Consider the following 14,221-nt stretch of genomic DNA (forward strand, 5'->3'; position numbering starts at 1 on the left):
TTCTGGTGCTTTTCGTGTTTCTCATTGTTTAATTTACAAGGTACAAACCGCTCAAACAAGCGGAGCCTTATTATATCAGGCTCGCTCTTGGTTGTCAAGCACTTTTTCAAACTTTTTTCAAGTTTTTCTTTCGTGCTGTCATCCAACCGGCTCGCTCGAACTTTTATATCATATCACGCCGTTTCGCTCTTGTCAACACCTTTTTTGAACTTTTTCTCAACTTCCTGTTGGATTTCCGTTCCGGTGTTGCCCCTGCGTCAGGCGCTCAGTTAATATACCAAATCCATCCCCACTTGTCAACACTTTTCTTCGCCTTTTTTCGAGTTTTTTCGAACTTTTTCCTCAGGCCCCAGATATGGTGGTTTTACTCCCCCTCTGCCACTATTTCCTCCGCCCCCCTGGGTACCAGAGCAGACAGGGCAGCCAAAGCCAGATTCCCTATGGGCCATACCATCGTAGGTAGCATCTCCGTCCATCCCGTAAAGGCTACCGCAATCCCCAGGAGCACCCCCAGTACCGGGCCCTTCCCGTCTCCCCATACCCGGGCCAGCAGTCCCGCCCACACCAGGTCACAGATGAGCCACAGGGCGGACAGCAGCCCCTCCAGACGGGCGCTCTCCCCCATCACTCCTGTGGTGACAAAGAAGGGATGGGGCAGCTCTCCGGCCGCATTGCCCAATACCCCCCGGGTGAGGGCCGCCAGGGCCACCCCCAGCAATCCCGCCAGCAGCAGCCACCGCCCCACCGGGCCGCCCTGCCGCTGACGGGGGGATACCTTATATAAATAGGGAAGCACCCACGCCGCCATAGCCACGGTGCCCGCCGCCATGAGGGCGGAGGTCCAGCCGCTGCCCTGCCGGGTCCACAGGCAGGACACGGTGACCTGGGGGAGGGCCAGCAGCCCTACTGCCACCAGGGCAGCCACCAGCACCATCCAGTAGATCTCCCCGCCCCGGAAGAAGGCGGCGCACTTGCCCCAGCTCATCCACAGCACAGGCAGGGCCAGCAACAGCAGCAGCCAGCCGGACACCCCTTGGCTGCCCCCCACCAGCTCCACCCGCCGGGCGGCCTGCACCAGCACATGGCCCAGGACCACCACCGACCAGAGGCAATAGATGCCCCGGAGGACCACGCCGTATCCGCCCCGGCACAGGGGCTTGTCCCCCTGGCGCAGCATCAGCCAGCGCAGCAGAGGCACCGCTGCCGCCGTGCCCACCAGTCCCCATGCCCAGTCCACCACACCGGCCTGGGACGCCGCCAGGGACAGCCCCGCCAGGGTCACCGCCGCCAGCACCTGGCGCAGGAACAGCTCTTTGCCTGTGTTCACGCCTCATTCCTCCCACTTACACCACCCGGTCTGTTCCAGGCGGCCACCGCTCTGCCCCACGCAGGGCAACTCCACTTGCCCCTGGGTGGTGAGGGTGGCCAGCGCCGCCGCCACCGTGGGGGCCTTGATTCCCTGATTGGTCAGGAGGGTCAGGTCCCCCTCCGGGTCGCTGCAACCCTCCAGCACCTCGCCCACCGGGTCCAAGGTCACCCACACCGTGGCGGTGGAGCCCAGTTCCTCGTCCCCCAGCACCTGGACCAGCACCTCATGGAGGTCCACGTCTGCCCCCACCACCAGATAGGACACCGAGGTGAGGGTGAGCTCCTGCTTGGCACACCAGGGGGCTTGTTCCAAGGCGGCGGCAAAGTCCACCCCCTCACAGATTCCCCCGATGGGGGTATCCTCCCCCTCGTCCAGGCCGCACACCGCCGTCAGCTCCACCGGGCCGGACCCCGCCACCCCCAGCACCCGCACCAGGGCCAGTTGGTCCGGCTCCCGGGCGGTGGGGGCGCAGCCGCACAGCACCAGGGCCAGAGACAGGGCCAACATCCACATCCGTTTCAACCTTGATTCCTCCTGTTCTGGGGATTGAGGTACCGGGGCCGGGTCTTCACCCAGGGCAGAGGCTGGCGGAACACCACGTGCCCCCGCTCCCCGCTGCCTCCGCAGGAGGCAAAGGGGGTGAGATAGGCCACCCCGAAGCTCTCCAGGGAGGCCAGGTGGTACACCAGGGCCATCCCCGCCAGCACCAGGCCCACCAGTCCCGCCACCCCGGCAGCCAAAGCGATGCCAAACCGCCACAGCCGCAGCGCCCCGGAGAAGTCCTGGCTGGGGGCGGTATACCCGGCTATGCCCGCAATGGCCACCATCACCAGCACCGCCGGGGACACCAGCTTGGCCTCCACCGCCGCACTTCCCACCACCAGGCCACCCAGGATGGACACCGTCTGCCCGATGGCGGCGGGCAGACGCAGCCCCGCCTCCTGCACCACCTCAAAGGCGATGAGCATCACCAGCACCTCCGCCAGGGTGGAAAAGGGCACGTCCGCCTTGGCGGAGATGATGGACAGCATCAGCTTCACCGGGATGAGCTCCGGGTGGTAGAGCACCGCCGCCACGTAGAGCCCCGGCAAAAACAGGGTCACCAGCATACACAGATAGCGCAGCACCGACAGGGCCGAGGCCACCATCCAGCTGGTGCTCCGGTCCTGGCCCGTGCGGTAGAAGCTGTCCAGGGTGGCGGGGAACAGCCAGCCCATGGGAATGCCGTCCACCAGCACCCCCACCCGCCCCTCGGCCAGCCCCGCACAGAAGCGGTCGGGCCGCTGGGTGTACAGGCTCATGGGGAAGGGGGTGCGAGTCTCCTCCCCCACCATATACTGCTCCAGGTTCCCCGTCATGAGCATGGCGTCAATGTCGATGGCCGCCACCTGCTCCTCCACCTGGCGGGCCAGCTGGGGGTCGGTGATACCTTTTATATAGAGAACGTCCACCGGGGTCACCGACTGCCGCCCCACAAAGGTCTCCCAGATGCGCAGCTCCGGGGCCCGGAGGCGGCGGCGCACCAGGGAGGTGTTGGTGCGGATGGACTCCACAAAGCAGTCCATGGACCCCTTCACGTCCGGCTCGTTGTCCGGGGGCGAGATGGACCGCTTCTCCTCGGTGGCGGTCATGAGGGTGAGCACCTTGTCTTTTCCCGGGAAAAACAGGGCCACCCAGCCGTTGACCAGGTCAAAGACCACCTGGTCGGCGGTGGTGCGCTCCTCCACCGCCAGGGAGTACAGGCACCCCTTGGCCATGCGGTCGTAGGCCTCGTCCAGAGTGGCCACCTCCGCCAGGTCCTTGCACTGGGTCAGGGGGCGGAGCACGTAGTCACTGGCCCGCTCGTTGCGCACCTGTCCCACAATGTAGAGCATCTCCACCGCCCGCTGAGGGTCGTCCCCCAGGTAGAGGGTGCGCCGCCCGAAATCGGCACACCCCTCAAAGACCTGGGCGATGCCGTCGGCGGTGAGGGGCACCGTCACCCGGGGCTCCCTTCGGGGGTGGGGCGGCGGTATTTGTTGGTGTCCCATGGGATTGCATTCCCCCTTTCATAAATTCCAGTATGCCGCCCTCCCCTCCCTTTTATACACTTCCTCCAATTCCCTCTTTACCATACCATTTTACTAGGAAAACACTGGACGAGCACCCAGGGGTGTGGTAGAATATCCACAGAGTCCACGCTGTGTGTGGAAATTTAGAACAAAGGTGATACCATGATTTACACAATCATCGCCCTGGTGCTGCTGGTGGCAGACCAAGTGGTGAAATACCTGGTGCGCACGGGCATCGACCTGGGCCAGTCCATCCCCTTCATCCCCCACCTGCTGGACCTGACCTTCGTACGCAACACCGGAGCCGCCTTCTCCATGTTGAAGGAACACACCTGGGTTCTCATTCTCATCTCCGCCGTGGTGGTGGTCGTCGTGGCAGTGCTCACCGCCCGGAAGGTGTTCCAGGGCTGGCTGGGCCTCACCGCCGCCATGCTGGTGATGTGCGGCGGCATCGGCAACCTCATCGACCGAGTGGTGCTGGGCTACGTCACCGACATGTTCCAGACCACCTTTATGAACTTCGCCGTGTTCAACCTGGCCGACTGCTACATCACCGTGGGCGTGGTGCTCCTGTTCATCTATGTGCTCTTTTTCTACCCGGAATCTGACACCAAGGAGGTGGACCCCCATGCTGGCTGCGACCTTCCCGGTGACGGTCACTGAGCCGGGCCGGGCCGATGCGGTGCTGTCCGCCGCCGTGGACGGGCTCACCCGCTCGGCAGCTCAGAAGTGGATGGAGGAGGGCCGGGTCATCTTAAACGGCAAGCCCGTGAAAAAGAACGCCCCTCTCAAGCCGGGGGACACCCTGCTGGTGTCACCGCCCCAGCCCCAGGACATTGACCTCGTTCCCCAGGACATCCCCCTGGACATCGTCTACGAGGACGACGACGTGGTGGTGGTGAACAAGCCCGTGGGCATGGTGGTACACCCCGCTCCGGGCCATCCAGACGGCACACTCGTCAACGCTCTGTTATATCACTGCAAAGAATCACTCTCTGGAATCAACGGAGAGCGCCGTCCGGGCATTGTCCACCGCATTGACCGGGACACCTCGGGGCTGCTCATCGTGGCCAAGAACGACAAGGCCCATCTGGCTCTGGCTGAGCAATTGCAGGACCACTCCCTGTTCCGCCTCTACCACGCCGTGGTGGTGGGAGGTTTTAAGGAGGAGTCGGGGACGGTGGAGGCCCCCCTGGCCCGGCACCCGGTGGACCGGAAGCGCATGGCGGTATGCCGCACGGGCGAGGGCCGTGAAGCCATCACCCACTGGCAGGTGGTGGACAGCCAAGGCGGCTACTCCCACATCACCTGTCGACTGGAGACCGGACGCACCCACCAGATTCGAGTCCACATGGCCTCCATCGGCCACCCCCTGGTGGGGGACCAGGTGTACGGCTCCAAGAAGCCGTTCCCCGGCCTTGTGGGCCAGTGTCTCCACGCCGCCTGTCTCACCTTCACCCACCCCACCACCGGGGAGCGCATGACGGTGGAGGCCCCGCTGCCCGACTGGTTTACCAAGACCCTCCAGCGGCTACACTTAACTTGACCATTTCCCCATCCATACCCAGAAAGGAATGATATCTATGAATCATCGCAAGGTTGCCATCATCGGCTGCGGCTTCGTGGGCGCCTCCATCGCCTTCAGCCTCATTCAGAAGGGGCTGTTCTCCGAGATGGTGCTCATTGACGCCAACCACGACAAGGCGGAGGGCGAGGCCATGGACCTCAGCCACGGTCTGCCCTACCTCTCCCCCATGGAGATTTACGCCGGCACCTATGAGGACGTGTCCGACTGCGCCCTGGTGATCATCACCGCCGGGGCCAACCAGAAGCCCGGCGAGACCCGCCTGGACCTCATCGACAAGAACGTGGGCATCCTCAAGACCATCATCCCCCAGATCACCGCCCGCCCCTTTGAGGGCATGCTGATGATCGTGTCCAACCCCGTGGACGTGCTCACCTACGCCGCCATGAAGATCTCCGGCTATCCCGCCCACCGGGTGTTCGGCTCCGGCACCGTGCTGGACACCGCCCGGCTGAAGTTCCTGCTGGGCCAGCACCTGGACGTGGACAGCCGCAACGTCCACGCCTTCATCATCGGCGAGCACGGGGACAGCGAGCTGGCGGTGTGGAGCGGCGCCAACGTCTCCGGCGTCCCCCTGGAGCGGTTCTGCCAGTTCCGGGGCCACAACGACCACGCCGGAGCCACCCGGCGCATCTATGAGGGGGTGCGGGACAGCGCCTACGAGATCATCCAGCGCAAAGGCGCCACCTACTACGGCATCGCCATGGCGGTGGCCCGCATTGCCGAGTGCATCGTCAAGGACCAGCGGTCGGTGCTCCCTGTGTCCGTGTGCCTGGGCGGGCAGTACGGCCTCAACGGCCTGTGCCTGTCCATCCCCTCCATTGTGGGACGCCGGGGTGTGGAGCAAATTCTGGAGATCCCCTTGAGCGAGGAGGAGTCCAACGCTCTGCACGCCTCTGCCAAGCAGCTGCAGGAGGTTATTGAGCACCTCAATCTGTAATAGTTCCAAACGAGAACCGGGAATGCAGGTGAACACTTGCATTCCCGGTTTCTTTTTTGGTAGCCTCTGCTTCTCCGATTTCTCAGTCGCAGACCTGCGCCCCCGGTGGGGACGCTCCGCTGGGGTGACTTTCTGCCGCCAGAAAGTCACCAAAGACCGCCAAAGGCGTGGCCTTCCCCCGCCTTGTGGAATCCACCCCGCCGGTACTGGGTGTCCCTGCGTTCTCCTTTTTGCGGCCCTTAGCCTGGTGAGGTCACACGGATGGCACGGCAATTCTATTGTCAGTTTCAGCCTCTATGGCAAATAAACTTCTACCTCCAGGGCCTTACCCTGGTGAGCCGCTGTTCCCAGCTAACGAACATCTGGCTCCCGGCGGCGGGAACGCCCTAAGCGGGTTTTGGTTCCTTTTGCCCGCTCAAAAGGAACCCCCAGCGGGTAGCGTCCCCACCAGGCTGGCAAGCCGGAACCATGGGCGGTTAGACCGACACCCCCTCCCTTTGCATAAGGGGGTCTTTTTGTTTCCCCCTTGACAAGGCATCCCCCCTGTGATACTCTAACTGTACTATGACAGCTAGTACAGTTCATACAGCTAAGAAAGGCGGTGAAGGCGGTGTTACATCTCAACTACCGAGACGGGCGGCCCATCTACGAACAGGTGAAGGAGGGGCTGCGGCAACTGGTGATCTCCGGGGCCATTCGCCCGGGGGATAAGCTGCCCTCGGTGCGGTCCATGGCGGCCCAGCTGGCCATCAACCCCAACACCATTCAAAAAGCCTACGAGGCGTTGGAGCAGGAGGGGTACGTGTACTCCATCCCCGGCAAAGGCAGCTTTGCCGCCGACCGCTCCGAGGTGGAGGACAAACGGCGGGAGGAATTGCTGGCCCAGCTATCCAAGGTGGTCCAGGAGCTGCGGTTTCTGGGGGTCACCGATGAGGAGATTTCCGCGGCGTGCGGACGGAAGGAGGAAGCCCCATGATTGAGGCAAAAGCAGTGAGCAAATCCTTTGACGGATTTCTAGCTTTGAACGATTTGGACATGACGGTGCCCAAAGGCTCCATCTACGGCCTGGTGGGCCCCAACGGGGCGGGCAAATCCACCATTCTCCGCCACCTGTGCGGGGTGTACCGCCCGGACGGCGGTGTCATCACCATTGAGGGCCAACCCGTATACGAAAATCCCACCATCAAGGAGCGCATGGTGGTGATTCCCGACGATGTGTACTACTACGGCTCTGCCTCGGTGCGGGAGATGATGAAGTTCTACCGGGGCATGTACCCCACCTTCTCCATGGAGCGGTTTGAAAAGCTGGCGGAGGCCTTCCCCGCGGTGGACGCCAAGCGGCCCATCCGTCGCATGTCCAAAGGTATGCAGAAACAGGCGGCCTTCTGGCTGGCCATGAGCTGCTGCCCGGACTATCTGCTGCTGGATGAGCCGGTGGACGGCCTGGACCCGGTGATGCGCCGTCAGGTGTGGTCCCTGCTGATGGGAGACGTGGCGGAGCGGGGCACCACGGTGCTGGTGTCCTCCCACAACCTGCGGGAGCTGGAGGACGTGTGCGACCACGTGGGTATTCTCAGCCACGGGCAGGTAGTCATTGAGCGGTCCCTGTCCCAGCTCCAGGGCACCACCGTAAAATTACAGGTGGCCTTCCCCGACGGGGTACAGCCTGGGCTGCCCCAGGGAATGGAGGTGCTCCACCAGTCCCAGTTGGGCCGGGTATACACCTACATTGTCCGGGGCCGTGCGGAAGAGGTACAGCAGCAGGTGGAGGCCATCCACCCCCTGTTTGTGGAGGCGCTGCCTTTGAGTTTGGAAGAGATCTTTATCTATGAGATGGGAGGGAACGACTATGCGGTGCGGGACATCGTTTTATAATGGGACCTTGGGCAAACAGCTCACCCTGCGGTTTTGGCCCCTGATTGCTCTGTATACGGTCATCTGGGCCATGTTTCTCCCCTTTGTGGCCATCACCACCCCCAGCCCCCTCCCCGATACCTGGGAGTCGCCAGAGTACATCCTCTACAATGTAAAGTATGTTTTCCAGTGGGTCCCCCTGTTCCTGGCTGTGGGCTTTGGGGTGCTGGTGGCTATGGCGGTGTGCAGCCACCTGTACTCCACCCGCTCGGCCAACTTTACCGCCGCCCTGCCCCCCAAGCGCACCGCCATGTTTGCCACCCACTACCTCACCGGCCTGCTGTGGCTGGTGGTGCCCTTCCTGGTCATGGCCGCCATCGCCATGGCAATCTACCAGGTGAAGCTCCAGGATTTCACCACCGTATTCCAGGTCTTTGGGCCGGGCATGTCTATGGGCGTGGGGCTGCTGCTGTTTTTCTACTCCTTCGCCATGCTGTGCGGCATGCTCACCGGGCATCTGCTGGCTCTGCCCGCCTTTTACGCCATCTTCAACGGCCTGGTGGGGGGCGTGTGGCTGCTGCTCACCGCCATCTTCCAGGAGTTCTACTACGGCTATCCCGGCAACGTCTCCGTCGTGCCCGCCTGGGTGGCGTGGTGCACCCCTGTCTGGAACATCTTTTTCCAACATGCTACCCCGGACGGATTTGACCCCCTGGTGGTGGCCGTATACGCTGGGGTGGGCGTCCTCATGGCCCTGGGGTCCTGGCTGCTCTACCTCAAGCGGCCCATGGAGCGGGCCGGGGATGTGGTGATTTGGGCGGGTCTGCGCCCGGTGTTCCGCTACGGCGTGGCCCTCTGCTCCGGCCTGGCCCTGGGCTCCTTTACCCGCATCGTGCTGAACCTGGGCCCCCTGGGTCTGGCGGTTTCTGCTATCCTTTGGGGTGTAGCGGGCTGCTTCGTGGCTCAGATGTTCCTCACCAAGTCGGTACGGGTGCTGCGGTACTGGAAGGGAGCGGGCGCCGTGGCCCTGTCCTTTGCCGCCCTGTTCGGGGTGATCCAGCTGGATCTCACCGGGTACGAGACCCGGGTGCCGGATGCCGACGATGTGGTATCTGTCTCCATCTCGGGCCTGGACAGCCTCCCCCGGGACACTGCCTCCAGCTTCCTGCACATCTCCACCAGTGACTCGGAGGCCATTTCCCTGGTCACCCAACTCCACCAGCAGTTGGTGGACCAGTTTGACACCAACGACTTCGACTGGTCCTGTGATTCCTCCACCACCCTGGACCTCTCCTACACCCTGGCCAACGGGACCCGGATTTCCCGCTCCTATCTCGTGCCCCTGTACGTGGAGGAGGAGAGTCAGCCCGGCACCATCACCTACCTGGCCCATGAGATCGTCAACAACCGCGATCTGATGCTTCAGTCCTACCTCTTCCCGCAAATGGCGAAGAACGGGTATCGGCTCACCGGCGTAGAGCTGTATGAGGAGTATGCTGTCGATTCCTCCAGTCTATCCGCCTCGGAGGCCCGCAAAGTCTACAAGGCGCTCCTCCAGGATATTCAGGAGGGCAATCTGCCCCACGGTCTGTTTGAGTACGACAATATCGTGATGCGCCTGGACCTCCTCTGGATCAGTCCTGACGTCAACAGCGCTTCCTATTATGGCGCCGCTGCCTCCGACATCCACTATATTAATGTGTGCCTCACCGAGCACGCGGAGCACACCCTGAAGGTATTGGAGGAATTGGGGTACTGATTCTCCACAAAAGCAGCCCCGGGAACATGTCTGGTTGACATTTCCCCGGAGCTGGAGTAAAATACACATAGATAAGGGTGCTACCGGCAGACGGCTAGCCCCCGTGGTTTTGGTTAAGAAGTAACCGCACGCTTGGAGGCAGGGCGGTTACTTCTTTTTACCTTGCAACAAGACAAGAAAACTGACAATCAAAATGCCAATCTGAATCAAATCAGAGTATGTCACATAATTCATCAGCCAGCCCCCCTTTCCAGGGGGCCAAGAAGCACCCCCCGTTTATGTATAAGGGGGCGTCACCGCCTACCGATGCTGGTAGCACCAAAGACAGAATACCACATATCCTACGCTGTGACAACTGATCCAGCCCCCAAATGTATTCGTTGACATTTTTCCGGGGCCGGAGCAAAATACAAATAGATGGAGTAAAGCACAAATAGATAAGGTATTGCAGGAATCAGGGTGCTAATACTCCACAAAATCAGCCCCGTTTAGCGCACGCCCGTGAATCAAAATATCATCCACAACGTGCTATAGTAGCACACTACAAAACATCAACTTAAGAAATCAGCCCCGGGAACATGTCTGGTTGACATTTCCCCGGGGCTGGAGTACAATGCAAATAGATAAGGGTGCTACCGGCAGACGGCTAGCCCCCAAGCTGCTTAAGAAGTAACCGCAAGCCGGGAAGCAGGGCGGTTACTTCTTTTTATTGCCTTGAAACAGGACAAAAAGACTGACAATCAAAATGCCGATTTGAATCAAATCCGAATACGTCACATAATTCATCAGTCATCCCCCCTTTCCGGGGGGACTAAGAAGCACCCCCCGTTTATGTATAAGGGGGCGTCACCGCCTACCGATGCTGGTAGCACCAAAGACAGAATATCATAAATTGTGCTGTGACACAACACCCGGAGGAGGGCCACGCCATGACACCCAAGGAAGAATTTCTGGAGATTTTTCAAACTCATATTCACCGGGAGGGTTCCGCCGAGCTGCTGGACTACCTTTTAAATAAGAGCGACTTTTTCACCGCCCCCGCCTCCGCCCGCTTCCACGGCTCCTATGTGGGTGGGCTGTGTGAGCACTCGGTGAATGTGTTCCGCTGCCTGGAGGACTATCTGGCCCGGCCCCGCACCCGGGAGGTGTACGGGCTGGACTACCCCATGGAGTCGGTGGCCATCGTGGCCCTGCTCCACGACCTGTGCAAAATTGGTTGCTACAAAGCGGGCACCCGCAATGTAAAAAACGACGCCACAGGCCAGTGGGAGAAGGTGCCCACCTTCTTCTTTGAGGACAAGCTCCCCTACGGCCACGGGGAGAAATCGGTGTACATCATCTCCGGCTTCATGCGCCTTTCCCGGGAGGAGGCCATGGCCATCCGCTGGCACATGGGCTTCTCCGGCACCGAGGACAACCGCCTGGTGGGTCAGGCCTTCCAGCAGTTCCCCCTGGCCTTCGCTCTGGCCACCGCCGACATGGAGGCGTCCTACTTCCTGGAAAAATCCTAAAAATCAGCCCCGGCTGCCACATGGCAGCCGGGGCTCTCCTTATTATTGATAGATACCGTCCAAAATCTCAATGACCTGGGCCACCGCGTGGTCGTCGGTGTGGCCCACCAGCCTCGCCCCCCAGTCCTTCACCGGCTGGGCGCAGTTGGCTGGAGCAAAGGGAATGGCGGACACCTCCAGCATGGGGATGTCGTTTTGATTGTCCCCCATGCAGTACACGTTCTCCGGTTTAATCCCCAGCAGCTTGGCCACATAGGCCACCATGGTGCCCTTGTTGGCCCCCTTGGCGGTGACCTCCAACAGATAGGGGTTGGAGAAGATCACCTCGTAGTCCTCCCCCCAGTGGGAGAGGAGATAGTCCTGGGCCTGGACCAACATGGGGTGGTCCTGCTCCACAATCACCTTGGTCCAGGGAGTGGGCATCTGGTCCACCCCACACTCCTGGTACGGCACTCCCACCCGGTTGAGGTGTTTCAGCGTGACCACGTTGGGGTTATAGACGTAGATCTCCTCCCCGTGGTAGGCCTCAAAGGACAGGTCCGGGTACTGGGCGCACAGCTGGCCCATGTGCTCCCGGGCCTTGTGGGGCAGCTGGCTCTCTTTCACATACCGCCCCGCCTGGAAGTCATAGATTCCCGCCCCGTTGGACACCACCACCGGGGCGTTGAACTCCAGGTGTTCCTTTTCAATCTGGGGAGCAAAGGTGCGCTTGGCCCGGCCGGTGGCGATGGAAAACCGTCCGCCCTCCTGCATAAAGTACCGGATGGCCCGGTGATTCTCCTCCGACACCGTGAGGTGTTGATTATATAAGGTGTCGTCGTAATCAGTGTAGAGCAAAACCCCGTCAAACTTGCCCATGGGTATTGGCCTCCTTGTCATTCGCGTCTTATTTTCCACAATTTTATCGCCCCCCACCCAAACTTGTCAACCCCGGTCAATTTGGCCCTGATTCTGCCAGAAAGCAGATTTTTCCCCCGAAAGAGGTTGAATTTTTACCATAATTTTTTCTTGCGCGGAAGGTATAAATCAAATTCAAGTCCGAATTTGACACAAAAAACCCTTGACGGGAAGAGAAAAAGCGTGTAGGATATGACTTGTAACTGATTTGTAACTATTGAAATTTATTTGTTACCAATTCGAACTTGGGAGGGACGTTCCGTGAGGAACTGGCATCTGGACCGCGTACACAATTCAATGGCATCCCTTCGCCGTGTTTCCGGCAATGCCGCCCAGCAGGTGAAGCACCACCTGAAGGGCGCCGCCCACCGAGCCAAGGCTACCACTTACCTGTGGAAGCTCAGCGCTGGCTCCGTGGCCGCCGAGTACAAGGCCAAGGCCCGGGTCACCCGTGCCGCCTGCAAGGCCAAGATGGCCCCGGTCGCCGCTAAGATGGCTCCGGCTGTCGCCGCTTGCAAGGCCAAGGCTGCCCCCGCTGCCCAGGTGTGCAAGGAGAAGGCCGCCAGCGCCGCCATGGTCTGTTCCGACCTGGCCCGTGTGGCTGGTGTCAGCTCCTACCGCTCCGCCCGTAAGAACTGGGATAAAGCCTCCGAGTGGGGCAAGGAGAACTGGGAGAAGGCCGGCGTTGTGGCCAGCCGCGTGCGAGTCCGTGTGGACCGTCACCCCGTCTCTCCCCTTCTGTATATCACTCTGCTGTGCGTCGGCATCGGCGCTGTGGCTTTTAATGGCATGTACACCAAGGCCTATGTGGCCTATGTCAACGGCGAGGAAGTGGGCGTGGTCTCCAGCGAGGAAGAGCTGAGCAGCATCGTGGGCAACGTGGAGACCCGCGTGGCCAGCGTGCTGGGCGAGGAGTACAGCTACGACGCTGAGATCACTTTGGCTCCCACCTACCTGGACGCCGGTACCCAGACCAACGCCCGGGCTGTGGAGGACGCCCTGTTTGAGGACACCGGGGCCATGATGAACGCCTACGCCGTGTCCGTGGACGGCCAGGAGCTGGGCTACGCCCAGACCAGCGAAGAGCTGCAGACCATGCTGGACAACGTCACCGAGCCCTACCTCAATGAGCAGACCGTGGAGCACCACTTCACCCAGGACGTAGAGATCTACGAGGTGGAGGTGCCCTCCAACACCCAGTTTACCCCCGACACCCTCCAGTCCACCCTCTCCGGCAACAAGGAGGAGGCGGAGTACGTCACTGTGGAGCGTGGCGATACCTTTAACCGCATTGCCGAGGCCGCCGGCCTCACCGGCGACGAGCTCCAGGCTCTCAACCCCGACGCCGACAGCAGCCAGCTCACCGCGGGCGATCAGCTGCTGGTGAAGCAGGCTGTGCCCATGCTCACCGTGGAGACGGTGGTCACCGAGACCTATGAGGAGACCATCCAGAGCCCCGTGGAGTACGTGGACAACCCCAACCTGTATGAGGGTACCACCCGCCTGAAGGCCGCTGGCCAGGACGGCGTGGAGAAGATCGAGGCCCGCATCACCTGCATCAACGGCCAGGAGACCCAGCGGGAAGAGGTGTCCCGCACCACCGTGCAGGAGGCCACCACCACTTACATGTACCAGGGCACCAAGGAGAAGCCTGCCACCGCTTCCACCGGTTCCTTCATCTGGCCTCTGTCCGGTACCATTACCTCTCGGTTCGGTTACCGTAATATCTTCGGCAGCACTTCCTTCCACTCCGGTCTGGATATTGCCGCTCCCTATGGCACCCAGATCTCTGCTGCTGACGGCGGCACCGTCACCTTCGCCGGTTGGCGTGGCAGCTACGGCCAGACCGTCATCATCACCCATGACGACGGCACCGTCACCTACTACGCCCACTGCTCTTCCCTGCTGGTCAACGCCGGGGACAAGGTGTATCAGGGCCAGGCCATCGCCCGGGTGGGCATGACCGGCACCGCTACCGGCTATCACTGCCACTTCGAGGTGCGTGTGAACGGCAAGAGCGTCGATCCTGAGAATTACCTGTAAGACATGCAAAGCGTGCTGTGAGAACCCCTCACAGCACGCTTTTTTGTGCCTCCCTACCGGAAGCAAGCTCAAGAAGGTGCGTCCTTCTCTTTTTTTCGTATCAGGCTTGCCAGCCTGGTGGGGACGCTTCCCGCTGGGGGTTTCTTTTGAGCGGGCAAAAGAAACCAAAACCCGCTTAGGGCGTTCCCCCCTAAGGACCCCCCTTGGGGTAC

General features: G+C 61.2%; 13 protein-coding genes. 9 read left to right on the top strand and 4 right to left on the bottom strand.

Annotation, left to right across the window (positions count from 1 at the left end; genetic code table 11):
• Positions 1 to 208 (top strand): hypothetical protein (locus B5F12_RS12060; RefSeq protein ID WP_204221563.1); only part of this gene is annotated, 208 nt, incomplete at its 5' end.
• 156 nt (positions 209 to 364) lie between these two features.
• Here the strand turns inward: B5F12_RS12060 and B5F12_RS12295 are convergent.
• From B5F12_RS12295 to B5F12_RS10775, 3 genes are read right to left on the bottom strand one after another with little or no spacing between them, the layout of a single operon-like run.
• On the bottom strand, positions 365 to 1,327 hold the full coding sequence (locus B5F12_RS12295) for a hypothetical protein (protein WP_087234254.1): 963 nt from the start codon (positions 1,325 to 1,327) through the stop codon (positions 365 to 367).
• 3 nt (positions 1,328 to 1,330) lie between these two features.
• Positions 1,331 to 1,891 carry a hypothetical protein gene (locus B5F12_RS10770; protein WP_087234256.1) on the bottom strand — a complete coding sequence of 187 codons (561 nt, stop codon included), beginning with the start codon at positions 1,889 to 1,891 and terminating at the stop codon, positions 1,331 to 1,333.
• Positions 1,888 to 3,399, bottom strand: coding sequence for a spore germination protein (locus tag B5F12_RS10775; RefSeq protein ID WP_087234258.1), 1,512 nt, complete (start codon positions 3,397 to 3,399; stop codon positions 1,888 to 1,890). The genes B5F12_RS10770 and B5F12_RS10775 overlap by 4 nt, the downstream gene beginning before the upstream one ends.
• A 183-nt stretch (positions 3,400 to 3,582) precedes the next feature.
• Here B5F12_RS10775 and lspA point away from each other — a divergent pair, with 183 nt between their 5' ends.
• The 7 genes from lspA (at position 3,583) to B5F12_RS10810 (ending at position 11,069) form a co-directional block, all read left to right on the top strand.
• On the top strand, positions 3,583 to 4,083 hold the full coding sequence (gene lspA, locus B5F12_RS10780) for a signal peptidase II (RefSeq protein ID WP_087234260.1): 501 nt from the start codon (positions 3,583 to 3,585) through the stop codon (positions 4,081 to 4,083).
• Entirely contained in the window at positions 4,049 to 4,966 is a 918-nt protein-coding gene (locus tag B5F12_RS10785) for an RluA family pseudouridine synthase (protein WP_087234262.1), read from the top strand. The genes lspA and B5F12_RS10785 overlap by 35 nt, the downstream gene beginning before the upstream one ends.
• Positions 4,967 to 4,994: 28 nt before the next feature.
• Positions 4,995 to 5,945, top strand: coding sequence for an L-lactate dehydrogenase (locus B5F12_RS10790; RefSeq protein ID WP_343286320.1), 951 nt, complete (start codon positions 4,995 to 4,997; stop codon positions 5,943 to 5,945).
• A gap of 610 nt (positions 5,946 to 6,555) precedes the next feature.
• Positions 6,556 to 6,921 carry a GntR family transcriptional regulator gene (locus B5F12_RS10795; protein WP_087234266.1) on the top strand — a complete coding sequence of 122 codons (366 nt, stop codon included), beginning with the start codon at positions 6,556 to 6,558 and terminating at the stop codon, positions 6,919 to 6,921.
• Entirely contained in the window at positions 6,918 to 7,820 is a 903-nt protein-coding gene (locus B5F12_RS10800) for an ABC transporter ATP-binding protein (protein ID WP_087234268.1), read from the top strand. The genes B5F12_RS10795 and B5F12_RS10800 overlap by 4 nt, the downstream gene beginning before the upstream one ends.
• Positions 7,795 to 9,558 (top strand): hypothetical protein, encoded by a 1,764-nt coding sequence (locus tag B5F12_RS10805; protein ID WP_087234270.1) that lies wholly within the window; start codon positions 7,795 to 7,797, stop codon positions 9,556 to 9,558. The genes B5F12_RS10800 and B5F12_RS10805 overlap by 26 nt, the downstream gene beginning before the upstream one ends.
• A 929-nt stretch (positions 9,559 to 10,487) precedes the next feature.
• On the top strand, positions 10,488 to 11,069 hold the full coding sequence (locus B5F12_RS10810) for a hydrolase (protein ID WP_087234272.1): 582 nt from the start codon (positions 10,488 to 10,490) through the stop codon (positions 11,067 to 11,069).
• A 42-nt stretch (positions 11,070 to 11,111) separates the two neighbouring features.
• Here B5F12_RS10810 and B5F12_RS10815 read toward each other — a convergent pair whose 3' ends face one another.
• Complete coding sequence (locus B5F12_RS10815; RefSeq protein ID WP_087234274.1) at positions 11,112 to 11,927, bottom strand: Cof-type HAD-IIB family hydrolase; 816 nt, start codon at positions 11,925 to 11,927, stop codon at positions 11,112 to 11,114.
• A gap of 300 nt (positions 11,928 to 12,227) precedes the next feature.
• Between B5F12_RS10815 and B5F12_RS10820 the strand changes: the two genes are divergently transcribed.
• Positions 12,228 to 14,009, top strand: a complete 1,782-nt coding sequence (locus B5F12_RS10820) for a M23 family metallopeptidase (protein ID WP_143482385.1) — start codon at positions 12,228 to 12,230, stop codon at positions 14,007 to 14,009.
• Positions 14,010 to 14,221: the final 212 nt, after the last annotated feature.

This window comes from Pseudoflavonifractor sp. An176, from assembly GCF_002160435.1.
GTDB lineage: Bacteria > Bacillota > Clostridia > Oscillospirales > Oscillospiraceae > Enterenecus > Enterenecus faecium.